Source organism: Streptomyces sp. NA04227 (assembly GCF_013364195.1).
Taxonomy (GTDB): Bacteria; Actinomycetota; Actinomycetes; order Streptomycetales; family Streptomycetaceae; genus Streptomyces.
The window spans coordinates 7701855-7726602 of sequence record NZ_CP054918.1; the positions used below are offsets into that span (position 1 = coordinate 7701855).

Below are 24748 nucleotides of genomic sequence, written 5' to 3' on the forward strand. Positions count from 1 at the left end.
GAGTCGGGAGCTTCGGGGGAGGGGGTCCTGTCGCTGGTTGAACCAGTGGCAACAAATGAGTAACCGGAAGGCAGAGTGACGTGTCGCCAATCGAGACCATTCACATAGACGGTGTTTGGGTCCCCGCCGTGTCCGGCGCGACGAGGGAGGTCCTCGATCCCGCCGACGCGACGGTGCTGCGGGTGGTGTCCGAGGCGGGGGCCGAGGACGTCGACGCCGCCGTGGCCGCGGCGCGGCGCGCGTTCGACGGTGGCGCGGGCGCCTGGCCCCGTACGCCCGTCACGCAGCGTGCGGCTCTGCTGCGGCGGGTCGCGGAGCTGTTGCAGCGCGACCGCGAGGAGATCGCCCTAGTCGAGAGCCGGGACACCGGCAAGACGCTGGAGGAGGGGCGGATCGACGTCGACGACGTGACGAACGCCTTCCGGTACTTCGCCGATCTGGTGAGGAACGAGAGTGGCGGGCGGGTGGTCGACGCGGGTAGCGCGGACGTGCACAGCGTCGTGGTCCACGAGCCGGTGGGCGTCTGCGCGATGATCACGCCCTGGAACTACCCGCTGCTGCAGGCCAGTTGGAAGATCGCGCCCGCCCTGGCGGCCGGCAACACCTTTGTGGTCAAGCCCAGCGAGGTCACCCCGCTGTCCACCGTGCACCTGGTCCGGCTGCTCGCGGAGGCCGGTCTCCCCGCCGGAGTCGCGAACCTCGTCACCGGCGCGGGGGTGCCGGTGGGGCAGCGCCTGGCCGAGCACCCCGACGTGGATCTCTTCTCCTTCACCGGCGGCCTGCTCAGCGGCACCAAGGCCGGGGCCGCGGCCGTCGCCGGAGCGAAGAAGATCGCGCTGGAGCTCGGTGGGAAGAACCCGAACGTCGTCTTCGCGGACGCCTGCGCCACGCCCGAGGGCTTCGACACGGCCGTCGACCAGGCGCTGAACGCCGCCTTCGTCCACAGCGGTCAGGTCTGCTCGGCCGGTGCCCGTCTGATCATCGAGGCCTCGGTGCGCGAACGCTTCGTCGCCGAACTCGCCCGCCGCGCCGAGCGGATCAAGCTCGGACGGGGGACCGCGGAGGGCGTGGAGTGCGGACCCCTGGTCTCGCAGCAGCAGTTGGAGAAGGTGGAGGCGTACGTGGACTCCGCGATCGCCGAGGGCGCCCGGCTGCGCTGCGGTGGCTCCCGCCCGAAGCCTTCCGAACTGAGGCCCGCCACCGGCTACTTCTACGCGCCGACCGTGCTCGACGAGTGCCACCGCGAGATGAAGGTGGTCCGTGAGGAGACCTTCGGGCCGATCCTGACGGTGGAGACCTTCGGCACCGAGGACGAGGCCGTCGCGCTGGCCAACGACACCGAGTACGGGCTCGCCGGGGCCGTCTGGTCCGCGGACTCAGCCCGCGCCCGCCGGGTCGCCGCCCGGCTGCGGCACGGCACCGTGTGGATCAACGACTACCACCCCTACCTCCCGCAGGCGGAGTGGGGCGGCTTCGGAAAGTCCGGCATCGGCCGTGAGCTCGGACCCACCGGCCTGGACGAGTACCGCGAGACCAAGCACGTCTACGAGAACCTCCGGCCGCAGCCCGTGAGGTGGTTCTCCGGCTGACCCGGCCCACCCCCTGCCACTTACGGCCGCCTCTGCCCGTACCACCGACGGCCGTGCTCGTCCTCCCACCCCCGCAGGGCCCGACCGCACCGCCCACCGGCACCGGTCGCGCCCACTCCCCAAGGAGCACCCACCCCCATGCCCCCCTCTTCCCCCAAGGCCGCGCCACGGCCGGAGCGCACGGTCCGGGCCGACTACGTCATCGTCGGCGGCGGCACCGCAGGCTGCGTGCTTGCCTCCCGACTGACCGAGGACCCCGAGGTCAGCGTGGTCGTCATCGAAGGCGGCCCCAGCGACGTCGACCGCGACGACGTGCTCACCCTGCGCCGCTGGCTCGGCCTGCTCGGCGGCGAACTGGACTACGAGTACACGACGACCGAGCAGCCGCGCGGCAACTCGCACATCCTGCACAGCCGCGCCAAGGTGCTCGGCGGCTGCTCCTCGCACAACACGCTGATCTCCTTCAAGCCGCTGCCCTCCGACTGGGACGAGTGGGAGGCCGCGGGCGCCACCGGCTGGGGCGCGCGGCGGATGGACCCGTACTTCGGCAAGCTGCGCAACAACATCGTGCGGGTGGCGAAGAAGGACCAGAACCGGATCGCCACGGACTGGATCGAGGCCACCAAGGCCGCGCTCGGAGTGCCCGAGGTCGTCGGCTTCAACGACCGGCCCTTCGAGGAGGGCGTCGGCTTCTTCGACCTCGCCTACCACCCCGAGAACAACAAACGTTCCTCCGCCTCCGTCGCCTACCTCCACCCGCACCTGGAGGCGGGCGACCGCCCGGGCCTCACGCTGATGCTGGAGACCTGGGCCCACCGCCTGGAGCTCTCGGACGGGCGCGCGGAGGGTGTGCGCGTACGCACGAAGGACGGCGAGGAGGTCCTCGTACGGGCGGAGCGCGAGGTGGTGGTCTGCGCCGGGGCCGTGGACACGCCGCGGCTGCTGCTGCACTCGGGCATCGGCCCGAAGGCGGACCTGGAAGCGCTGGGCATCGACTGCGTACTCGACCTGCCGGGCGTCGGCGAGAACCTGCTCGACCACCCCGAGTCGGTCATCGTCTGGGAGACGAACGGACCGATCCCGGAGAACTCCGCGATGGACTCCGACGCGGGCCTGTTCGTGAAGCGGGACCCGGAGCACAAGGGCCCCGACCTGATGTTCCACTTCTACCAGATCCCCTTCACCGACAATCCCGAGCGCCTGGGCTACGAACGGCCCGAGCACGGTGTGTCGATGACCCCGAACATCCCCAAGTCCCGTTCCCGCGGCCGCCTTTACCTGACCTCTGCCGACCCGGAGGTCAAACCCGCCCTGGACTTCCGCTACTTCGCCCTCGACGAGAACGGCGATGCGGCCGAGGACTACGACGGACAGACCCTCGTGGACGGGGTGAAGCTGGCCCGCCGGATCGCCGGTACCGAGCCCTTCGCCAAGTGGCTGAAGCGGGAGGTGTTCCCCGGCCCCGAGGTCACCGACGACGCGGAGATCGGCGAGCTCCTGCGCAAGGCCGCGCACACCGTCTACCACCCCGCCGGTACCTGCCGGATGGGTGCGAAGAACGACGCACTCGCGGTCGTCGACCCCGAGTTGAGGATCCGCGGCCTGGCCGGAATCCGGATCGCCGACGCCTCCGTGTTCCCGACGATGCCCGCGGTCAACCCGATGCTCGGCGTCCTGATGGTGGGGGAGAAGTGCGCCGATCTGATCCGGGAGACAGCTACCGAGGGAGGCGAGGCCTGATGGCCCGCGACCTTGCCGCCGACGCGGCCGACAGCACACCCGCCGACAAGGTGCCCACCGACAAGGTGCCAGGGACCAACGTGACCGCGGTGGACGACGGCAGACCCGTCTTCTCCGTACGCAACCTCTGGAAGGTCTTCGGCCCCAAGGCCGAGCGCATACCCGGCGACGCCTCGCTGAGTGACCTGTCCGCGGAGGAACTGCGCGAGCGCACCAGCTGCACCGCCGCGGTCCGCGACGTCTCCTTCGACGTCCGCAAGGGCGAGGCCTTCGTCGTCATGGGCCTGTCCGGCTCCGGAAAGTCCACCCTCGTACGGTGTCTGACCCGGCTGATCGAGCCCACCGGCGGCGCCCTGGAGATGGACGGCGAGGACGTCCGCGCCATGGACAGCGGCGCCCTGCGCGAACTGCGCCGCCACCGCGCCGCTATGGTCTTCCAGCACTTCGGCCTGCTGCCGCACCGCACCGTCCTGGACAACGTCGCGTACGGCCTGGAGATCCAGGGCGTGGGCCGGGCCGAACGCCGCGAGCGGGCAGCCGCGATGGTGGCGAAGGTCGGCCTCGCCGGTCTGGAGAAGCGGCGGCCCGGGCAGTTGTCCGGCGGTCAGCAGCAGCGTGTGGGGCTCGCCCGCGCGCTCGCCGTCGACCCCGAAGTCCTGCTGTTCGACGAGCCGTTCAGCGCCCTCGACCCGCTCATCCGGCGCGACATGCAGGAGGAGATCGTCCGCCTGCACCGCGAGGAGGGCCGGACGATGGTCTTCATCACGCACGACCTGTCCGAGGCCCTGCGGATCGGTGACCGGATCGCCCTGATGCGCGACGGCCGTATCGTCCAGCTCGGCACCCCCGAGGAGATCGTGGGTTCGCCCGCCGACGACTACGTACGCGACTTCGTCCGTGACGTGCCGCGCGAGCAGGTGCTCACCGTGCGCCGGGCGATGCGTCCGGCGCGCGACGGCGAGGCGGACGAGGGGCCGGCGCTCGGCCCGGACGCCCTGGTGCACGAGGCCGTCGAGGCCGTCGTACGCTCCGGCGGCACCGTCCGCGTGGTCGAACAGGGCCGCTGCCTGGGCGTCGTCGACCACGTCTGCCTGCTCAACGTGGTCGCGGGACTCGGCGGCCACGACCAGGACGAGGTGACGGCCCGATGATCACCCGTATCCGCGGCGTCATCCGCCCCCTCCCGGCCGGCACCCCGGCGGCCGCCCCGAAACGCGGGGGCCGCCGATGAGTACCGCCGCCCCCGCCTCGGCGCCGCCCGCACCCGGCCCCTCGGGCACGTCCGCCGGTGACCGCGTACGGGCCCTGCTGCACCGGCGCGGTCCGGTCAAGCTCCTGCTGCTCGTCCTCGCCGCCGCCGTACTGCTGCCGCTGGCCCGGGCCACCTGGTCCGGCGCGGCCTGGCCCGAGGGACTGACCGTCGACGTCTCCGGGCCGCTCGGCGACACCAGCGACTGGATCATCGACAACCGCGACCGGCACCCGCTCTTCACGTACTTCCTCGGCCATCTGAGCAACGCCGTGGTGCTCTCGGCACGCGCCCTGTACCTGCTGCTCCTCGCGCTCGGCTGGACCGGCGTCACTGCCGGAGCCACCCTGCTCGTCTGGCGTCTGGCGGGGCTGCGGACCGCCGCGACCACGCTGGTCTTCTTCCTGGCCAGCGGCCTGCTCGGCATGTGGGTGCCGACCATGCAGACCCTCGCGCTCATGATCGTCGCGGTGTTCGCCTCGGTCGTGACCGGCGGTGTACTGGGTCTCGGCGCCGGACTCTCGGACCGGGTGTTCCGGCTGCTGCGGCCCGTACTCGACACCATGCAGGCGCTGCCCGCCTTCGCGTATCTGCTGCCGGTGGTGATGGTCTTCGGTATCGGCGTGCCCGCCGCGCTGCTCGCCACCGTGGTCTACGCGGCGCCGCCGATGGCACGGCTGACCGCGCTCGGGCTGCGCCGCGCCGACCGCGGCGCCATGGAGGCCGCCGCCTCGCTCGGCGCGACCCGCACCCAGCTGCTGCTGACCGCCCGGCTCCCGCTGGCACGCAGGGAACTCCTGCTCGGCGTCAACCAGACGATCATGATGGCGCTGTCGATGGCCGTCATCGCCTCCATGATCGGCGCGGCTGGACTCGGCGACCGCGTCTACCAGGCCCTGGCCTCGGTCGACGTCGGCGGAGCCCTGGCCGCCGCCGTCCCGATCGTGATGCTCGCCGTGGTCATGGACCGCACCACGGCCGCCGTGGGCCGACGGCTCGGCGCGGGCGCGCCCGCCACCGGCGCCCGCGCGCTGCGCGGTCGGTGGGCCTGGCCCGCCCTCGCGCTCCTCACGGCCGCCCTCGCCGCCCTCGGACGCCTGTCCGGCGACCCGGTGTGGCCCACCGACTGGACCGTGCCCTTCGCGCAACCCGTCAACGACGTCAAGGAGTGGATGGTCGACCACCTCTACTCCGGCGTCCCCGTCGTCGGCGGCACCGCCGACTGGTCGGCCCACTTCACCGACTGGGTGCTCAACCCGCTGCGCGACGGCCTGACCGGCCTGCCCTGGTACGGCACCCTCTTCGTCGTCGCCGCACTCGCCTGGCTCATCGGCACCTGGCACACCGCCCTGACCGCCGTCCTCGCGATGGCCGTGATCGGTGTCCTCGGCGTGTGGAAGCCCTCCATGAACACGCTCTCCCAGGTGATCGCCGCACTCGCTCTCACCCTGGTGATCGGCGTCGGCATCGGCGTCCTCACCGCCGGGAGCAGACGGCTGGAGGCGCTCCTTCGGCCGGTGCTCGACGTCATGCAGACGATGCCCCAGTTCGTGTACCTGATCCCGGTGGTCGCCCTGTTCGCGGTCGGCCGCGCCCCGGCCGTCGCCGCGGCCGTGGTCTACGCGCTGCCCGCCGTCATCCGCATCACCGCCCAGGGGCTGCGCCAGGTCGACCCGGCCGCGGTGGAAGCCGCCCGCTCACTCGGCGCGACCCGCTGGCAGACGCTGCGCCAGGTCCAGCTGCCGCTGGCCCGGCCCGCCCTGCTGCTCGCCGTCAACCAGGGCGTGGTCCTGGTCCTCGCCGTGGTCGTCATCGGCGGCCTGGTCGGCGGCGGAGCGCTCGGCTACGACGTCGTCACCGGCCTGGCCACCGGAGACCTGGCCCTCGGCCTGGTCGCGGGGATCGCCATCGTCTGCCTCGGCCTGATGCTCGACCGGGTCACCCAGCCCACCGAACGCCGCACGGGGAAGGGAGCCTGACCATGTCCCGTACCCGCGTGAAAACGCTCGCGAAAGCCCGCACGACAGCCCGCACGAAGGTCCGTGCGCACCGGGTGAAATTCGGCGCACCGCTGCTCGCGGGCGTCACCCTGCTCGCCCTGTCCGGCTGCGGCAAGGCCGACATGACCAAGCAGGCCTCGCCCTTCGCCGCCGCGGAGGGCACCAAGTCGGTCACCCTGTCCGTACAGACCTGGGTGGGTGCCCAGGCCAACGTCGCGGTGGCCAAGCACATCCTCGAGGACAAGCTCGGCTACCGCGTCGACACCGTCCAGGTCGACGAGATCCCCGCCTGGGACGCCCTGAGCCAGGGCCGCGTCGACGCGATCCTGGAGGACTGGGGGCACCCCGAGCAGGAGGCCCGCTACGTCAAGGACAAGAAGACGATCACGGCGGGCGGTGACCTCGGGGTCACCGGCCACATCGGCTGGTACGTGCCCAAGTACTGGGCCGACAAGCACCCCGAGGTGACCCACTGGAAGAACCTCAACAAGTTCGCCGACCAGCTGCGTACGCCGGAGAGCGGTGACAAGGGCCAGCTCATGGACGGTTCGCCGTCCTACGTCACCAACGACAAGGCACTGGTGAAGAACCTCGGCCTGGACTACGAGGTCGTCTTCGCGGGCTCCGAGGCGGCGCAGATCACCCAGATCCAGCAGTTCGCCAAGGAGAAGAAGCCCTTCCTCACCTACTGGTACGAGCCGCAGTGGCTGTTCAACCAGGTCCCGATGGTCGAGGTCGAGCTCCCGAAGTACACCGACGCCTGCGGGGAGAAGGGCGCCGAGGACCCCACGACCGTGGACTGCGCCTATCCGCACACACCACTGCAGAAGTTCCTCAACACCGAGTTCGCCGAGAGCGGTGAGCCCGCCGCGCGGTTCCTGAAGTCCTTCAAGTGGACCAAGGAGGACCAGAACGAGGTGTCCGAGATGATCGCCTCCGAGGGCCTGTCGGCCGACGAGGCCGCCGAGCGCTGGGCCGAGCGGAACCCGCAGGTGTGGAAGCGCTGGCTGCCCCGGAAATGAGCGGCACCCGCCGGGACTGTTGAGCATTGCTCAGCAGTCCCGGCGGGCGGCGGAGCGCAGGTACGGGCACACTCGGTGGGTGAGGCTCCGACCTGCGACCGGGAGGCCAGTGCTGTGAACGGCGACGGCCGCGAGCGGGGGCTGATCAGACGTCTCGTCGGTCAGACCCCCTGGGCCGTCACGGGCGCCGTACGACGGCGTCTGCACGGACGCCGGATGCGCCGGTCCGAACAGTTCACCACCCTGGGCCGACTCGCCTGGCTGAACGAGGCCAGCACCAGGATCGGCACCCAGCTGGACCTCTACCGCACCTCGCAGGAGCTCGCCCAGTTCACCGTGCCCCGGTTCGCCGACGGCACCACGGTCGACCTCCTGGAGGCGGTGCTCCAGGGCGAGGAGGTCGACCGCACACCGGGCCTGAAGGCACCGCGCACCCGCGCCATGGCGGTCGCCGCCACCGACGCGCTCAGCGCGCTCCGCGCCACCCCGGTCGGCCAGATCAACGAGATCCCCAAAGAGGCCCTGGGCACCCTCATGAACACGCGCGTCCTCAAGGAACGCAGGACCGCGCTGCTCACCCACATGAAACGCCCGGACTTCAACCGCGTCGTCTACACCGACAAGGGCGCCCAGACCATGTACGGCCTCGGCGTGCACAGCTACATGGGTGTGCCCCTGATCGCCCGGGGCGTACTGCTCGGCACCATGGAGTTCGTCCGGGCCGGGGACAGCCCGCCCTTCACCGCGACCGACCGCGCCGTGGCCGAGCAACTCGCCTCCAGGGCAGCGGTGTTCATCGACAACGCCCGCCTGTACGGACGCGAGCGCGAACACGTCGTGACCCTCCAGCGCAGCCTGCTGCCCCGGGCCACACCGCACACCCCGGGCCTGAGGGTCCACGCCGACTACGCGCCCGCGGTCGACGCGCGCGGGGTCGGCGGCGACTGGTACGACGTGATGGAACTGCCGGGCGGACGTACCGCCCTGATGGTCGGCGACGTCATGGGCCACGGTCTGCCCGCCGCGGCCACCATGGGCCGCCTGCGTGCCGTCGCCCGCACCCTGATGACCCTCGACATGGCCCCCGACCGGGTGCTCGCCCGCCTCGACCTGGCCACCCGCGACCTGGAGGACGACCAGGTCGCCACCTGCCTGTGCGCGGTCTACGACCCCGCCGACGCCAGCTACACCCTGGCCAGCGCGGGCCACCCACCGCCGCTGCTCGTCGACAACACCGGCGCCGCCTCCTTCGTGGACGTCCCCGTCGGAGCCCCGCTCGGCGCCGGTGTCATCCCGTACGACTGCGTGCCGCTGAAGGAGACCCGGGGCGCCCGGCTCGTTCTGTACACCGACGGGCTGATCAAGACCAGGACGGACGACGTGGACGTCCAGCTCGACCGCCTGCGCCGGGCGGCGTCCGAACTGAGCCCGCAGAGCCTGGACGAGGGCGGCCTGCTCACCTCCCCCCTCGGCGACGACTCCCGCTTCGACGAGGCGGTCCTTCTGGTCGCCACGGACGCCCCGGGACGTGACCTGCGCGTCTGGGAGCTGCCGCAGGAGGGGGTGGCCGCGTCCAACGCCCGCAAGTACGTGACCGGCCAGCTCGCCGACTGGGGGCTGGCCGAGTTCGGCGAGATCACCGAACTCGTCGTGAGCGAACTGGTCGGCAACGCACTCCGCTACGGCAACGGCCCCGGCCAGCTCCGCCTGCTGCGCGGCGAGCGCCTCGTGGTGGAGGTCTCGGACACCGGTCCCGACCTGCCGCAGATCCAGCACGTCGACGTCAGCGACGAGGGCGGACGCGGGCTCCAGTTGATCAATATGATGTGCCGGCGGTGGGGGTCGTGCCGGACACCGGGCGGGAAGGTGGTGTGGGCGGAGCAGGACGTGGCGCCGTAAGGCCCCGCCGGGGAGTGGAACGGCGCCCGAACGCCGGGCGAGCGGGACGGGACAGCCGACTCGGCCGACGCCCGCCCCGCCCCCACTACGTCATCCCTTCGACTTCAACTCCCGCAGGTACTTCCCGAACTTCTCCAGACCGTCGATGTTGCGCGGCCCGCTGATCCCCTCGTTGTAGTTGAGGACGAAGAAGTTGTTCTTCTTCACGGCGGGCAGTTCCCGGGTCTTGGGGGACTTCTTCAGGAACGCGATCTTCTCGCGGGCGGGCTGGTCGCCGTAGTCGAGGATGACGACGACCTCGGGCTCGGCCTCGGTGACGGCCTCCCACCCGACCTGGGTCCAGCGCTGGTCGAGCTGGTCGAAGATGTTGCGGCCGCCCGCGCTCTTGATGATGTCGTTGGGCGGTACCTGGCTGCCCGCGGTGAACGGCTGATCGGTGCCCGAGTCGTACAGGAACACCGGGACCCGCTCGCCCTTGGGGGACTTCGCCTCGACGGCCGAGACACGCTTCTTGAGACCGGCCACGACCTCGGTGGCCTTCTTCTCGACGCGGAAGATCTTGCCGAGCCGTTCCAGGTCCGAGTACAGGGCCTTGAACGGGGTCATCCGCTGGGGGTGACCGGGGTAGTTGAAGCAGCTCTCGGTGTGCATGAAGCTCTGGACGCCGAGCTTGTCCAGGATCTTCGGGGTGATGCCGCGCTGGTCGCTGAACCCGGAGTTCCAGCCCGCCACGACGAAGTCCGACTTCGCCTGGACGACGAGTTCCTTGTTGAGGAGGTCGTCGCTGAGCATCTTGACCTTGGCGTACTCCGAGGCCCAAGGCGACTCGCTCACCGGCGGGTTGGCGGGCGGCATCACATAGCCGTGCACGTGCTTCGTCAGACCGAGGCTGAACAGCTTGTCCGCGCTGCCGCCCTCGTAGGCGACCGCGCGCTGCGGCACCTTGTACTTCACGGACTCCCCGCAGCGCTGCACGGTGACCTTGTCGGAGGCCTTGTCGTCCGAGTCGACCTCGGCGCCGCAACCGGCGAGCAGGACCGTCGTCGCGAGGGCCGTACCGACAGCGGCATAGGAGCGCGGAGAGCGGCGGAATCGGGTTCTGGACATGGGGTGTTGGTGCCTTTCACGGGGAAGCGGTGAGCGAGTCACGGCAAAGGGGCGAGGGAGCCGGAGGGAAGTTCTGAGCAGAGTTCGGAGGAGAGTTCAGAGGGAAGAGGTGAGCGAGTAGAGGAGCTGCGGGGCGCCCGACAGCGGGTGGGGGACGATGCTGGCCTTGACGCCGAAGATCTCGTTGACGAGTTCGGTGGTCAGCACCTCGTCGGGGGTGCCGGTGGTCACCAGGCGCCCCCCGGACAGCACGCCGAGGCGGTCGCAGGCGGCCGCCGCGAGGTTGAGGTCGTGCAGGACGACCAGGACCGTGGGGCCCGCGCCGCGCAGCAGCGAGAGCAGTTCGACCTGGTGGCGGATGTCCAGATGATTGGTCGGTTCGTCGAGTACCAGGATCCGCGGTTCCTGCACCAACGCCCGGGCCAGGAGCACCCGTTGGCGCTCACCGCCGGAGAGGGTGAGGATGCCGCGGCGGGCCAGGTGGGTGATGTCGAGCCGGTCCATGGCCCCTGCGCACAGCTCCCGTTCGCGGCGACCGAGCGCCTGGTTGCCCCGCAGATGAGGGGCGCGCCCCAGGGCGACGACCTCCTCGACCGTGAAGTCGAGGTCCACCGAGCCGTCCTGGGTCATCGCGGCGACGAGCTGCGCGCTACGGCGTATCGGCAGTCGGGACAGGTCGTCCTCGCCCACCCGGACGGTGCCCGCACTGGGGCGCAGCGCCCGGTACACACAGCGCAGCGCGGTGGACTTGCCACTGCCGTTGGGGCCCACGAGTCCGACCACCTGGCCGTCGGGGACGTCCAGCGACAGGTCGTGCACCAGGCTCTTGCCGTCGGCGACCACGGAGAGGTTTTCCAGCTTGAGATCCATCTCAACGGCCCCCGAACACATAGCCTTTGCGGCGCATCAGGCCGATGAACACGGGCACGCCCACCAGCGCGGTGATGACGCCGAGCGGAAGTTCGCGGGGCGCCACCAGGATCCGGGAGAGCAGATCCACCCAGACCATGAAGACGGCGCCGACGAGCGGGGCCACGGCGAGTACCCGGGCGTGCGTAGCCCCGACGACCATGCGCACCAGGTGCGGCATGACAAGGCCGACGAAGCTGATGGCGCCGCTGACGGCGACCATGACACCGGTCATCAGGGAGACGAGTACGAGCAGCGCCCTGCGGTGCCGGTCGGGGTCGATGCCGAGGCTCGCGGCTGTCTCGTCCCCGAGGGCCATGACGTCCAGCGCCCGGGAGCAGCGGTACAGGACGGCCAGGCCGAGCAGTACGGACACGGCCACGACCGGCAGTTGACCCCAGGTCGCGGCGCCGAAGCTGCCCATCGTCCAGTACAGGACCATGCTGGTCGCCTCGCTGTCCGGGGCGAAGTAGATGATCACGCTCATCACGGCCTGGAAGCCCAGCGACATGGCCACGCCGGTCAGGACCAGACGCAACGGGGACAGCGCGCCCCGGGTGACCGAGGCGACGTACACCAGGAAGGCGGCGATGACCGCGCCGAGGAAGGCGCCCGTGGCGACGGCGTAGACGCCGAGCGCCGCGAGGGAGCCGGTGACCGTGACTCCCACCGCGCCCACGGACGCGCCCGAGGAGACCCCGAGGACGAACGGGTCGGCGAGCGCGTTGCGCACCATGGCCTGGATGGCGACGCCGACCGCGCTCAGCCCGGCCCCCACCAGCGCGGCGAGCACCACACGCGGCGCCCGGATCTGCCAGATGATCTGATACGTCGTCACCTCGTCCGCGTCGATGTGCCCGCCGGTGAGCGCCGCCCAGAGATAACGGGCGGTGTCCGCGGGGCCGATCACCGCCGAGCCCAGACCGATGGCGACGACCACCGAGAGCAGCAGGACGACGAGGAGCACGGCGCAGGCCGTCACCAGCGCCATGGGGGAGTCGAGAGGCTTTCTCGGTTCCGGTTGGGCGCCGGAGGGTGGATCCGCTGTCTTGGCGGCGTCCGCGGTACCGGCTTCCGCGGTGCGTGAGGCCTCCGCGGTGCGGACGGTGCGCCTGGACAGGGCGGGCGGGGACATGGGGTCGGCCTTTCCGTATGAGTGCCGAAATCCGTTGCTGGACAGGGGAGTTGGGGCCGCCCGTCGGTGCGGGACGGACGGGACGGGGGGCCGTGCGGGGAGGGAAGCCGTTATGCGGCGGAGGCGTCGGCGTCCGGCCGGTCGGCGCTCTCCGCCGGGGGCGCCGAGCGCGCGACGAGGACCGAGGCCCCGAGCGCCAGGACGACCAGCGCCCCGAACACCAGCGCCGTACCCGGGTATCCGGCGAGGCCGAGGCCCGCACCGCCGAGGGCGGCGCCGAGGAAGACCCCGAGACTCATACCGGCCGAGTTGATGCTCAGCGCCGAGCCGCGCAGGGTGTCGCACCGGCGGACGATCAGGCTCACCACACACGCGGCCACGACGGCGTGGCTCGCCGCGTGCAGCGAGGTCAGCGCCAGGGCGAGCGGCAGCCAGTGCGTGAAGAAGAAGCCCACCACCGAGGCCAGTGCCGCCAACAGGCCGATGAACAGGAGCCGTTCGGTGGCGATACGGGGCTGCGCCGCGTTGGTGAGCCGACCCGTGAGGAGGTTGCTGACGAAGAACGAGGCGCCGCTGAGCGTCCAGACGAAGGCGAACAGCGCCGGATCGAGGTCGAAACGCTCGTCGTAGAAGGCCGCCAGATAGGCCAGGTACCCCATGAACACGGCGGTACGCAGCATCGCGATCAGCAGCAGCGGCACCACACCCGGCACCTTGCCAAGGGCCTTGAACGAGGCGAGATAGCCGAGGCGTTGAGCCTGTGCGGCGGTGTCGTCGTCCCGGTCGCGGCCGCGTGCCACGAACAGGACGGCGAGCAGCACACAGATCCCGGTGACCGCGACCAGGTCGCCCTCCCAGCCCCAGAACAGCGCGGGCAGCGCGACCACCGGCGCCGCCAGCATGGCCGTCATGGACTGCGTCGCGGTGACCAGGGTCGCCGCCCGGCCCGCCGCCTTGCCGCTGCCGAACCGGTCGGCGGCCGCCGCGGTGAGCGCCGGGTTGAGCACCGAGGTACTGGCGCCGACGAGCAGGCAGAACACGGCGAGCAGGACGAAGTCGCCGCTCGCGCCCAGTGCCGCGGAGGCGCCGAGCGCGAGCAGACCTCCGGCCGCCGCCCACTCCCGGGGCACCCGGTCGATCAGCGGAGCGAGCGCGGTGCCCACGAGCAGCGCCGAGAGTCCGCCGAGTCCGCGCAGTCCGCCCATCGCGGCGACACTGCTCCCGGCCTCGTCGGCGATCGGTACCAGATACGTACTGAAGATCGTGAACGGCAGCAGACTCACCGCCGAGGCCACCAGCACCGGCCCGAGGGCGCGCGCCATCTTCAGATCGCCGGGCAGCGCCTCGTCGGCGGCGTTCTCGGGGTCGTCCGTACGAGGCCGGTCGGCGTCGACGCTCACGCCGCCTCCCCTTCGCTGCTCGCGGCGGCGGCGGACCGGTAGCGGTACATCGGCGTCGCGTCGGCGCTGAACTGCGAGAAGGGGAACGGCTCCGCGTTGAGGGCGGAGACCCCGGCGGGCAGGAAGGCGCGGGCGACGGCACTGCCGGTCTGCGCGTACACGACCAGCGGGATGCCCTGCTCACGGCAGTGTTCGAGGATCAGGTCGAAGGTGCCGTTGCTCAGGGTCATACCGGTCGCCACCACGGCGTCGGCTGCCCCCAGGACCTCGGTCATGTCGTCGCTGACCTGCTCGCCCCACTGGGTCGTACGCAGGTTCAGGTCACACGGCAGGCAGACCCCGCCCCGGTCGCGTATCGCCGCGACAAGAGGGTTGACCACGCCGATCAGCGCGACCTTGGACCCGGGCTCGATGTCCAGGAGCCCGGCGATGGAGGCGTCGCGTGCCTGGGCGCGCTCCAGGGGAGTCCCGGTGGGCAGGGTTACCCGCTCGGCGTCCGTCGCGTCCCGGTGCGGCCGGACCTCGGCGAGGTAGGCGTCGAGCGCGGCCACCCGGACCGGCGTCGACTCGTCGCGCAGCAGCTTGTCCAGCGCGGTGCCCGAGACGTTCTCGCAGAAGTCGGGGGCCAGTTCACCGGCCTCGAAGGAACAGGCGCCGAAGGACCGTCCGACCCGCACCAGCAGATAGTGGTTGTGGTACGTGACCTGGCTCCCGGCGAGACGGGTGGTGTGGTAGAGCCAGAACGCGCTGGTGACGGAGAGGTCCTTGGGGTCGGGACCGTAGGCGCCCGCGAGTACGGCTTCGGTCAGTTCCGCGACGGTGTGCGGCTTTGGGGGGTGCGACATCTCGTGTTCTCTCGTTGTGGTGTGCGGTACTGCGGTCGGTGGGGCGCCCGGGAATTCCCAGCAGGCGTTCAGGCGTTCAGGCGCTCAGGTGCGCCCGGCTCCGGCGCCGAACTCCGCGTCGGCCGAGGCGAGTTCGGCCGATTCCGCGAGGTCGGGCCAGGCGGCCGTCGACCAGGGGTGCTTCAACTCGTCGAGTGAGCTCACCTCGTGCGGCTTGAGCGCGTCGATGTCCAGCGCCTCCGCATGGCGGGCGTAGGCGCTCTCGACATAGCGATGGCCGGTGTCGGCGGCGATGAAGACATGGGTACGGGAGTCCCCGCGGCCGAGCTCCCACCGTGCCGCCAGATGGGCCGCCCCGGTCGAGAGCCCCGCGAAGATGCCGCTGGTGCGCAGCAGGTCCACGGCGCCGGACAGCGCGTGGGTGAAGTTGACCCAGTGCACCCGGTCGTAGAGCCCGTGGCGGACGTTGCGGAAGGGGATGGCGCTGCCGATGCCCGCGATGATCATGTCCGGGTCGGACACGTGCTCCGAGCCGAAGGTGACACTGCCGAACGGCTGGACGCCGACCAGTGCGACGTCCTTGCCCCACTCGCGCAGATAGGAGGCGAGGGCCCCGGTCGAGGCGCCCGAACCCACGCCGCCCACCAAGGTCACCGGACCCTCGGGCAGTTCACGCGCGAGCGTCTCGGCGACCTCGCGGTAGCCGTAGTAGTGGATCTCGTCGTGGTACTGCCGCATCCAGTGGTACGTCGGGTTCGCCTCGAGGATCTCCGCGATCCGCCGGACCCGCAGCTCCTGGTCGAGTCGCAGGTTCTTGGACGGCCGTACCTGTTCCAGGGTGGCGCCGAGGATCTCCAGCTGCACGCGCAGGGTCCGGTCGACGGTGGTGGAGCCGACGATGTGGCACTTCATTCCGTAGCGGTGGCAGGCGAGCGCGAGGGCCTGCGCGTAGATGCCGCTGGAACTGTCGATGAGGGTGTCACCGGGCTTGACCGCGCCGGTTTCGAGGAGGTGGCGGACCGCTCCGAGGGCGGAGTGGATCTTCATCGTCTCGAACCGCAGACAGAGCAGGTCCGGGCGGAGCGCGACGAGATCGGGTCTCTTGATCGCTTCCGCTATGTGGGGCTGTACGTGCCCGTGCATGTCGTCCGTCTCCCTGTCAGGCGGCCGGTCGGCGGGCGGCGCCGGGGCGAGGGGCCCTGAGGTCCCCGGCGGTACGGACTTCCCCCGTCGCGGCGGTGCGGATGGGCGCGCCCATGGGCTGCTCCTCGTCAATGTCGGAAGTATGGGACGTGCGAAGCGCGGTCGGAACCGGATGCCGCCAACGGGCCTGTGGGCTCTTGGCGTTGGCGCCGCGAGCGGTCGGCGGCGAGGCGGGACGAACGGCGGCTCCGGACGCCGAGTGAGAACTTCACACTAACTGAAAATGATTGTCAAGTCCGACTGGGTGGGGGTGGGCGTGATCCCCGTCTTGCGATGGGGTTCGATTGCCGGGAATGCCAAGCTCGGCTTGCCTGGGGGGGGTTGATGAGTTAAAACGATAATCACTTTCAATAGCCCTGTGCGGCGCCATCGGTGCCGCTCCGGAGAGGAATTCTGTGAAGCTGTCCCGCGAGGCCCCGCCGAGGCCGCCTGCCCTGCGTCCGGGACGCACCGGGGTGGGCACGGCCTTCGGCACGTTCGGCGAGCTCCTCCAGGGCGTACTGCCGGAGGACGACGGGGACTTCCTCGTCACACTGCCGGTGGCCAGATGGGCCATGGTGACCTTCCGGCAGGACCCCGGGCAGCGCGAACTGGTGGTACGGCCGCGGCACAAGACCAAGTCCCTTCGCCTGGCCCGCATGATCGCGCGCGAGGCGGGCAGGCCCGAGGCGGGTCTGCTCACCGTCAGCAGCGTGATCCCGGAGGGCAAGGGGCTCGCCAGTTCCTCGGCGGACCTGGTCGCGACCGCACGGGCCGTCGGACAGGCGCTCGGCGTCGAGATGCCGCCCACCCGGATCGAGCGGCTGCTCGCCCGTATCGAACCCACGGACGGGGTCCTTTACCCGGGCATCGTCGCCTTCCACCACCGCAGCGTCCGGCTGCGTGCCGTGCTTGGCTCCCTCCCCTCGATGGCGGTGGTCGGCGTCGACGAGGGCGGCGCGGTGGACACCGTCGACTTCAACCGCATCCCCAAGCCCTTCACGGCCGCCGATCGCCGCGAGTACGCACACCTCTTGGACCGGCTCACCGAGGCGGTCCGCCGTCGCGATCTCGCCGAGGTCGGCCAAGTCGCCACCCGCAGCGCCCTGATGAACCAGTCGCTGCGCCCCAAGGCACTCCTCGACCCCATGCGGGAGATCTGTCGCAGCACCGGGGGACTCGGCGTGGCCGTCGGGCACAGCGGCACGACGCTCGGTGTGCTGTTCGACACGGGCGACCCCGCGTACACCCACCGTGTGAGCGCGGCGGCCCGGGCGTGCGGGGAACTCGCGGGCAACGCGGCGGTCTACCGGACCCTCAGTTTCCCCAACACTCTGTACGCGGGGCCGAACCTGCCCGCCCCGGTCTGACCGTTACGGCAGCGCGAACGGCAGCGACAGCCCGTCCAGGGCCCGAGCCGCGGGGGAGTGGGCCGCCTCGGCGTCCTCGGGCAGCAGGGCGACGGCGTCCAGGACGACACGGCGCAGCCGCTCGGTGTTCTGTGCGAAGACCTCGAACACCTCCTCCTGCGCCACGCTCTCCTGCGCGTCGATGCCCGCGTCCAGATCCGTGACGATCGCCAACGCCGCATATCCCAGGGCGAGTTCACGAGCGAGTACCGCCTCGGGGTGACCGGTCATGTTCACCAGCGAACAGCCCGCGGCCGCCAGCCACCGCGACTCCGCACGGGTGGAGAAGCGCGGCCCCTCGACCACCACCATGGTGCCGCCGTCGACCGCCTCGATCCCCGACGCGGCCGCGGCCCTGAGCAGCGCCGTGCGGCCGTGCTCGCAGTAGGGGTCGGCGAAGGACACATGCACCGCGCCCTCGTCGTAGAAGGTCTGTATCCGGCCATGCGTACGGTCCACCAACTGGTCCGGCACGACGAAGGTGCCGGGTCCCCAGTCCCGCCGGAGCGAGCCCACCGCACAGGGGGCGAGGATCTGGCGTACCCCGAGCGAGCGCAGCGCCCAGATGTTCGCGCGGTAGTTGATCCGGTGCGGCGGCAGCCGGTGGCCGCGTCCGTGCCGGGGCAGGAACGCCACCGGGCGCCCCGCGACCGATCCGACGGCCACCGGGTCGGAGGGCGGGCCGTAGGGGGTGGTGACCTCGAACTCCTGGGTGTCGTTGAGGAGTTCGTACAGTCCGCTGCCTCCGATGACCCCGATACGGGCCACCGGCTCACTGCTGGTGGGAGTCATGTGCGTCCGTTCTGCTGCGGTTGGTGCTTGTGCTTGCGCTTGAGCGGGTTGCCCGGGGCGCCGTAGAGAGGGGCGGGGGAGGGCGGGTCGGTCGGTTCACGGAGTGGGCAGGTGCAGGTCCAGGCCTGTGAGGTCCCGGAGGGTGGGGTGTCCCGGGACGGTGCTGCCGCGCGGGTCGCCGGGGCGTCGTACGGCGACGGTCTGCCAGTCGGCGCTCGCGGCGGCGTCGAGTTCCTCGCGTACGTCGCTGGCGAAGAGCGTGTGGCGGGGCGGGACTCGCAGGGTGCGGGAGATCGTCCGGTACGCGTCCGGGTCCCGTTTTCCGCCCGCGTTCTCCAGGTCGAAGTAGCGGGTCAGGTAGCGGCTGAGGTCGCCGCGCCCGCTGTGCCGGAACCAGTTGAGCTGGGCCGCGGCCGACCCCGAGGAGTAGATGTGGCACTCGACGCCCGCGGCCCGCCAGCGCCGTAGCGCCGCAGGCACGTCCGGGTAGACATGCCCGCTGAGGGTGCCCGCTGCGTAGCCCTCGGCCCAGATGAGTCCCTGGATCCGTTTCAGCGGGGGCGCCTTGACGTCCTGGTCGGACCAGGCGGCGAGAGTCGCACGTACGCCGTGCTCGTCCAACTCCCGGTTACTGGCGAGGACTTGGGTCTCGTGCAGGATCTCGCGCCAGGCCGGTTCGTCCCGGTGCGCCACCAGCCAGTCGGCGAGACGTGCCCTCGCATAGGGGAAGAGGACCTCGTGGACGTGGTCGGCGGAACCGGTGGTGCCCTCGATGTCCAGGACCACTGCCCGCACGCCGGCCTCGATCATTTCGTGGCGTCCGTGGCGTCCGTGGCGTCCGTGGCGAGCAGGGCGTCGAGGCGAGGGAAGCGTCCGGCGATCGGATCGCCGGTGAAGTCGCCGACCCAGCCGTCCTCGCGCTCGAAGAACCGGATGGCGGTGAACTCCGGGCGCGGGCCCATGTCGAACCAGTGCCGGGTGCCCGCCGGTACGGAGAGCAGGTCGCCCGCCTCGCAGACCACCGCGTGGATGCGGGCGTCGAGGTGCAGGTAGAAGCAGCCGGTGCCGTGCGCGAAGAAGCGCACTTCGTCCTCGGCGTGCCGGTGTTCCTCCAGGAAGGCCTTACGCGCCGTGGCCGCGCGCGTGGCCCACTCGGCGCCCGGCTCGGGGTGGAGCTGTGCCACGTCCACCAGCGCCAGCCCTTCCCGGGCGCACAGGTCGTCGATCTCGGGGCGGTAGCGCGCCAGTACGTCCCCGGCGGTGGTGCCGGCGGCGATGCTTCCGCGCAGGGGCCAGTGGCGCAGGGCCACCGAGCAGTCCGCGAGGGATGTGGCGATGCGCTCGGGTTCACGGGTGCGCAGCAGGATCCGGGTGGGATCGTCCTCGGGCATGACCTGGAGCAGTGTCACGGGTACAACTTCCCTTTCACAGCGGGTGGTTGGCGGGTGCCCCGGACCCGGCGAGCAGGATCAGCCGACTGAGGGCCTCCACGCATTCGAGCCGGTTGCGGGCCTGTGGCAGGTCGCGGCCCCAGGCGGTGACGCCGTGGTCGGTGATGAGCAGGGCGGCCGGTGCGGCGGGGTCGGCGGCCAGGTGCCGGGCGACGTCCTCGGCGATGCGCGGTACCTCCGACCAGTTGGGGAAGACCGGGAGGCGGGTGTGGCTCGGATCGGCGAGTCCGAGGCCCTTCAGGAGCTCGTAGCGCTCGATGCGCAGAGGGACGGTGCGGGCGGTGTCCCCGGTGCGGGAGGCGAGAGCCGTGGCGTACGGCGAGTGCACATGGATCACGGCCCCCGCGTCCGTACTCCGGTAGACGGCGGCGTGGATCGAGGTCTCGGCCGAGGCCCGCAGCCGACCGGCGGACGGGTGGACCGTCCGGCAGTCGTCGACCTCGCGCCCCGTGTCCGCGTCCACCGTGACCATGTCCCGCTCGGTGAGCGCACCCTTGTCGCGTCCGCTGGCGGTGATCAGAGCGGCCCTGTCCGGCAACCGTGCCGACAGATTGCCCGCAGTGCCGGGCATCCAGCCCCGCTCGTACAGAACCCTTGAGAACAGGGCGAGTTGGCGGCCGAGCGCGTCACGCGTCTCGTCGTCGGTGACGGCGCTCATCGGGCCGTCCCGCCGAGGCCGGTCGGCTCGCTCGCGGCTGCCGGTGCCCCGGCCACCGCTGCCTGCGACGCCCGGAAGACCTGCTCCTCCGACACGATGGCGGTGATCAACTCGGCCGGTGTGACGTCGAACGCGGGGTTGTAGACGCGGGCCCCGGGCGGGGCTGCCGTTGCCCCGGCGAACGTCGTGACCTCTCGCGCGTCCCGCTCCTCGATCACGATCCGGGTGCCGTCGTCGAGCTCGCGGTCCCAGGTGGATTCCGGGGCCACCACCACGAACGGAACCCGGTGCCGTGCCGCGGCCACCGCGATGCCGTACGTGCCGATCTTGTTCGCCACGTCACCGTTCGCGGCGATCCGGTCGGCGCCGACCAGGACGCAGTCCACCATTCCCCGGGACATCGCCGAGGCCGCGGCGGAGTCGACGCACAGCCGGTACGGCACCCCCGCCTCGCCCAGCTCCCAGGCGGTCAGCCGGGAACCCTGGAGCAGCGGCCGGGTCTCGCCCACCAGGACCTCGGCGACACGGGCCCGCCGGTCCAGTTCCAGAATCACGCCAAGTGCCGTGCCCACGGCGGCTGTTGCGAGGCGGCCGGTGTTGCAGTGGGTGAGGATCCGCAGGGGCCGGTCCGGGGTGAGCGCGCGTACGAGGTCGGCGGCGCGGTGCACGGCGGCCCGGTTGACCGCCGCGTCCTCGTCGATCATGGCCAGCGCCTCGGCCAGTACGGCGTCGGCGCCGTCGGCGACATGGGCCGCGGCGCGGCGTACCGCCCAGGCCAGATTGACCGCGGTGGGCCGGGCGGCCGCGATCCGTGCGGCGTCGGCCCGTACCGCCGCGACCCCGCCCGGTCCCGCGGCGAGGTGGCGCCGGGCGGAGAGCGCCACTCCCAGCGCACCGGCGAGTCCGATGGCGGGCGCCCCGCGCACGGCCAGCGAGCCGATCGCCTCGATCACCGCGTCGACCGTGGTCAGCCGCAGGGTCCGGTACTCACCGGGCAGGGCGCGCTGGTCGATCGTGACGACGGCTCCGTCGTCCCATGACAGCGATGGACGCGCGTTCGGCGGCGGTTTCACTCGGTTCTCCTGTCACGTCTGCAACGCTCGGAAGCGTATATGAAAATGAAAACCACTTCAATGCGCCATCGTGGCGCCCACTCTTCGCGTCCGGTCGGGCGGTGACCGAAAAGGATCCCTGGCGCCTGGCATCTCGCTGTGCAAACGAAAACGAAAACCGTTGCTGTGTATATTGTCGAGGCGGTTCGTGCCCGGGGGTGGCGGGTCCGGGGGGTGCAACTGCCGTGTGAACAGGGCGAGTCGAGGTGCAGGAAAGGGAGAGGAGATGCGAAGTGAACCCGTCGGTGCGGAGTTTCGCCCGCAGCTCGCGGACGCGCGGGCCGAACTGACCGCGGAGTCCGGTCCGGACTGCGTACCGCGTTTCACCCGACAGCAGGAGATCGTGCTCCAGGCGCTGCACGATATGGGTGTCTTCGCCAGTGCACAGGAGCTGCTCCGCTTCCTGTCCGGGCAGGGTCTGCGGGTGAGCCTCAGCACCGTGTACCGGACCATCGGCACCCTGGAGCGGCTCCGGCTCGTCGACGTGGTGCGCGACGACCGCGGTGAGCGCTGGTACCGGCCGCGCAGCGGCGAGGGGCATCGGCACTATCTGATGTGCCGGGAGTGCGGGCACGGGGTGCCGATCCCCGCCGAGTCGTTCGAGGAGTGGCTGGCGGTCATTGAGCGGCAGCACGGATTCGCCGAGGTGCGGCACACCTTCGACCTCGTGGGGCTGTGCGGCTCTTGCTCGGGGACGAGGACGAGCGCGTCCTAGCCGGTGTCCGGTTCTTCGGTTCAGCGAGCGGTCAGGACCAGCGCGGGCAGGAGTGCCAAGGCGGCCGGAACCGCTGCTCTGTGTCTCATGCTTCGGAGGCGACCGCGAACCGAATTCGGTTTCCTCTAGGGGGAGTTCGTGCATGCGAGAGTTCTACGGCACCTCTTCCAGGCGAGAATCGGCCCGCGACGCCTGATGCCCTGGCCGGGGCGACCGGTCAGGGCATCAGGGGCTGGGCTGCTCGGTCACCTGCGAACGGCCGAGAGGACCTCCACCTCTGCCAGCGACAGGGGTGCGGTGGTGGAGGTGAGTTGCACTCTCACGTACCGCCCCTTGGTGTCGGCGGGGATGCGAGTCGGGCTGCCGGCACCCTTCTCCTGGAAGTACGCCTTCACGCCCGGCTGGGCGAGGGTGTCCTTGACCGATCCACTGGTGAACGGGGTGTCGGAGACGAACACGTAGTAGTTGCTCGTCCGGTCGCCGCAGCAGTCCTTGCGGTTCCACACCGCGATGTCGGCGATGTCGCGACTACTGCCGAGGTCTGTCTGCCACCAGGCCTCCGACTCGGGCTCCTTGGTGTGGGTGACCGAGCCGTGTCCCCACACGCCGTCCGTGTTGCCGTCGACGGCCCGGGCTGGTACGCCTCCGTGCGCTTCGCTCTTCTGGGTGGCCGTCGTCGACTTGGCGACGTTCTCGAAGTGGTCGACCCCGCCCCACATGGTCTGGGAGCTCTCGTAGTGAGCCCGTCCGAACGCGGCCCTCGCGGTGAGCCGGTACCGCTTGGGGTCGATGTCCTGCGGTGCCTGCACCGTGAACTTGACCGTCCGGGAAGCGTGTGGGGCCAGTCCCTCTACGGTCACCTTGTCCGGCTTCACCGTCCAGCCCTGCGGCACGTCGAGCGTGACCCGCCCGTCCGGCGAGGGCCGGTCGGAGGGGTTGGAGACGGTCACGCTCGCGGTGACGGGCTCGCCGGTCTCGGCGGCGGGCAGGGACAGTTTGGTCCGCTGGAGCTGGTTGACGCCCGGCGTGGTGATCTTGAAGGTGTAGGCGTCGCGGCCGGCGGTCGCGGAAGCGCCCTGGGCCGGCATGGTGATGTCCACCTTGCCGTCGGTGCGCTTGAAGGGCAGTTTGGCGCCGTCCGAACCGAGAAGCTTGATCGTGCTGTTGTCGGCGAGCGGCAGGTCGCCGGAGAGGGTGAGCTTCTCGCCCGGCCACTTCAGGGCGGTGACGTACAGGGCGCCGTTCTTCATGGTGTAGCGCACGGGGACGTTGCTGTTGTCGTCCTCGGCGTGGTTCCAGTAGGTGCTTCCGTAGATTGCCTCGCCGTTGATCTTCAGCCAGGCACCCAGGTCACGTACCCGCTCCGCCTGCATCTCGGGGATGGAACCGTCGGCCTTGGGGCCGAGGTTGAGGAGCAGGTTGCCGTTCTTGCTGACGATGTCCACGAAGCTGTCGATGAGCTCGTCGGAGGAGAGCAGATCCTCGGGCTGCTCCTCCGCGTTGTAACCGAACGATCCGCCCAGGCCGCGGGTGGCTTCCCACTTCTCCGGGTTGATGTCGGGCTCGACGGTGTACTCGGGGGTGTCGAAGTCCCCGATCCAGTTGCCGCAGCGGTCGTTGACGGCGACGTCCTTGGGCTTCGGGCGGTCCTTGGCCTGGTTGTAGTACTCGGCCATGAACTGGTTGGCGTTGTTGGGCCCGTTGCTGTCGCACCAGACGATGTCCGGGTCGAATTCGCTGACCAGTTCCTTCATCTGCGGATACTGATGGTCCATCACGTAGTCGTCGACGGGCTTGTATCCGGTGTACGGGATGTCCTTGCCGGTGTACGGGTTCACCATCCCCTTACGTATCTGGCCGCCCACGGGGTGGTACCACTCGATCATCGAGTAGTAGAGGCCTCGCTTGAGGGGCGAGTCCTTGGCCGCGTCCATCAGCTCCTTGACCAGGTCGCGGCGCGGGCCGAGGGCCGCTGTCGAGCGGTCGGTGGTCCCGGTGTCCCACAGAGCCACGCCGTCGTGGTGCTTGGTCACCAGGTTGAAGTACTTTCCGCCGCCCTGCTCGAACAGCTTCAACCACTCCTCGGGCTTGAACTTGTCGGGCTTCCACTCCTTGATGAACCGGTCGTAGTCGAAGTCCTCGCCGTAGACCTGGCGGTGGCGTTTGTTCGTGTCGCTGCCGGTCTCGTTCATGAGCCGGACGTAGTGCTCCGCGTACGACGCCTCGCCGTGCTTGTTCGGGGCGTAGGCCGGCACGGAATAGGGGCCCCAGTGGATGAAGAAGCCCAGCTTGGCGTCGTCGAACCACCCGGGGGACTTGTGCTTGTTCAGGGACTCGGGTGTCGGCTCGTAGTCGTCCGCCGCCTGATCTTGTGCCACTTGGGCCGTTGCCGCGGGACTCAGGACCGGTACCGCGGCGGCCAGGATGCCGACGACCCCCAGGCCTGCCCACCATCTCTTGCGCCTCATCGATGTCCTCTCCATGCCCTGTCTGTCTGCCTGCCTGCTTGTGGGTGGGGTGCGCTGCCGCAAAGT

Annotated in this window: 20 protein-coding genes; 8 read left to right on the forward strand and 12 right to left on the reverse strand. The window is 70.6% G+C overall.

Annotation, left to right across the window (positions count from 1 at the left end; genetic code table 11):
* The first annotated feature begins 80 nt into the window (after window positions 1-80).
* From HUT18_RS32420 to HUT18_RS32445, 6 genes are all read left to right on the forward strand, one after another.
* Window positions 81-1589: an aldehyde dehydrogenase family protein gene (locus HUT18_RS32420; protein ID WP_176104066.1), complete on the forward strand. Its 1509-nt coding sequence runs from the start codon at window positions 81-83 to the stop codon at window positions 1587-1589.
* Window positions 1590-1727: 138 nt separating this feature from the next.
* Entirely contained in the window at window positions 1728-3329 is a 1602-nt protein-coding gene (locus tag HUT18_RS32425; RefSeq protein WP_176104067.1) for a GMC family oxidoreductase, read from the forward strand.
* On the forward strand, window positions 3329-4480 hold the full coding sequence (locus HUT18_RS32430; protein ID WP_176104068.1) for a glycine betaine/L-proline ABC transporter ATP-binding protein: 1152 nt from the start codon (window positions 3329-3331) through the stop codon (window positions 4478-4480). Before HUT18_RS32425 ends, HUT18_RS32430 begins: the two co-directional genes overlap by 1 nt.
* A 76-nt stretch (window positions 4481-4556) precedes the next feature.
* Complete coding sequence (locus tag HUT18_RS32435; protein WP_176104069.1) at window positions 4557-6557, forward strand: proline/glycine betaine ABC transporter permease; 2001 nt, start codon at window positions 4557-4559, stop codon at window positions 6555-6557.
* A gap of 2 nt (window positions 6558-6559) precedes the next feature.
* Window positions 6560-7600 carry an ABC transporter substrate-binding protein gene (locus tag HUT18_RS32440; RefSeq protein ID WP_176104070.1) on the forward strand — a complete coding sequence of 347 codons (1041 nt, stop codon included), beginning with the start codon at window positions 6560-6562 and terminating at the stop codon, window positions 7598-7600.
* 216 nt (window positions 7601-7816) lie between these two features.
* On the forward strand, window positions 7817-9499 hold the full coding sequence (locus tag HUT18_RS32445) for a SpoIIE family protein phosphatase (protein ID WP_176104937.1): 1683 nt from the start codon (window positions 7817-7819) through the stop codon (window positions 9497-9499).
* Between the two features lie 90 nt (window positions 9500-9589).
* On the opposite strand, the gene HUT18_RS32450 is transcribed toward HUT18_RS32445, so the two are convergent.
* The 6 genes from HUT18_RS32450 to HUT18_RS32475 form a co-directional block, all read right to left on the reverse strand.
* Window positions 9590-10606, reverse strand: coding sequence for an ABC transporter substrate-binding protein (locus tag HUT18_RS32450; protein WP_176104071.1), 1017 nt, complete (start codon window positions 10604-10606; stop codon window positions 9590-9592).
* Between the two features lie 96 nt (window positions 10607-10702).
* Window positions 10703-11476 (reverse strand): ABC transporter ATP-binding protein, encoded by a 774-nt coding sequence (locus HUT18_RS32455; protein WP_176104072.1) that lies wholly within the window; start codon window positions 11474-11476, stop codon window positions 10703-10705.
* A gap of 1 nt (window position 11477) precedes the next feature.
* A complete protein-coding gene (locus HUT18_RS32460) occupies window positions 11478-12497 on the reverse strand; it encodes a FecCD family ABC transporter permease (RefSeq protein WP_368661579.1) in 1020 nt (339 codons plus the stop codon).
* Between the two features lie 263 nt (window positions 12498-12760).
* Window positions 12761-14050: an MFS transporter gene (locus HUT18_RS32465; protein WP_254878902.1), complete on the reverse strand. Its 1290-nt coding sequence runs from the start codon at window positions 14048-14050 to the stop codon at window positions 12761-12763.
* The gene (locus HUT18_RS32470; protein WP_176104074.1) at window positions 14047-14895 is read right to left on the reverse strand and encodes a DUF364 domain-containing protein; all 849 of its coding nucleotides are present in this window, start codon (window positions 14893-14895) and stop codon (window positions 14047-14049) included. Before HUT18_RS32470 ends, HUT18_RS32465 begins: the two co-directional genes overlap by 4 nt.
* 84 nt (window positions 14896-14979) lie before the next feature.
* The gene (locus tag HUT18_RS32475; protein ID WP_176104075.1) at window positions 14980-16038 is read right to left on the reverse strand and encodes a pyridoxal-phosphate dependent enzyme; all 1059 of its coding nucleotides are present in this window, start codon (window positions 16036-16038) and stop codon (window positions 14980-14982) included.
* Window positions 16039-16493: 455 nt separating this feature from the next.
* Between HUT18_RS32475 and HUT18_RS32480 the strand changes: the two genes are divergently transcribed.
* Window positions 16494-17447 carry a kinase gene (locus HUT18_RS32480; protein WP_254878903.1) on the forward strand — a complete coding sequence of 318 codons (954 nt, stop codon included), beginning with the start codon at window positions 16494-16496 and terminating at the stop codon, window positions 17445-17447.
* Between the two features lie 3 nt (window positions 17448-17450).
* Here HUT18_RS32480 and HUT18_RS32485 read toward each other — a convergent pair whose 3' ends face one another.
* From HUT18_RS32485 to mtnA, 5 genes are all read right to left on the reverse strand, one after another.
* Complete coding sequence (locus tag HUT18_RS32485; protein ID WP_176104076.1) at window positions 17451-18278, reverse strand: S-methyl-5'-thioadenosine phosphorylase; 828 nt, start codon at window positions 18276-18278, stop codon at window positions 17451-17453.
* A 96-nt stretch (window positions 18279-18374) separates the two neighbouring features.
* Complete coding sequence (gene mtnC / locus HUT18_RS32490) at window positions 18375-19088, reverse strand: acireductone synthase (protein WP_176104077.1); 714 nt, start codon at window positions 19086-19088, stop codon at window positions 18375-18377.
* Complete coding sequence (locus tag HUT18_RS32495) at window positions 19085-19687, reverse strand: acireductone dioxygenase (RefSeq protein WP_176104078.1); 603 nt, start codon at window positions 19685-19687, stop codon at window positions 19085-19087. The genes mtnC and HUT18_RS32495 overlap by 4 nt, the downstream gene beginning before the upstream one ends.
* Window positions 19688-19703: 16 nt before the next feature.
* Complete coding sequence (gene mtnB, locus HUT18_RS34095; RefSeq protein WP_176104079.1) at window positions 19704-20387, reverse strand: methylthioribulose 1-phosphate dehydratase; 684 nt, start codon at window positions 20385-20387, stop codon at window positions 19704-19706.
* Window positions 20384-21460, reverse strand: a complete 1077-nt coding sequence (gene mtnA, locus HUT18_RS34100; RefSeq protein WP_176104080.1) for an S-methyl-5-thioribose-1-phosphate isomerase — start codon at window positions 21458-21460, stop codon at window positions 20384-20386. Before mtnA ends, mtnB begins: the two co-directional genes overlap by 4 nt.
* A gap of 265 nt (window positions 21461-21725) precedes the next feature.
* Between mtnA and HUT18_RS32510 the strand changes: the two genes are divergently transcribed.
* Window positions 21726-22214: a Fur family transcriptional regulator gene (locus HUT18_RS32510; RefSeq protein WP_176104081.1), complete on the forward strand. Its 489-nt coding sequence runs from the start codon at window positions 21726-21728 to the stop codon at window positions 22212-22214.
* 245 nt (window positions 22215-22459) lie between these two features.
* Here HUT18_RS32510 and HUT18_RS32515 read toward each other — a convergent pair whose 3' ends face one another.
* Complete coding sequence (locus HUT18_RS32515; protein WP_176104082.1) at window positions 22460-24682, reverse strand: alpha-L-fucosidase; 2223 nt, start codon at window positions 24680-24682, stop codon at window positions 22460-22462.
* Window positions 24683-24748: the final 66 nt, after the last annotated feature.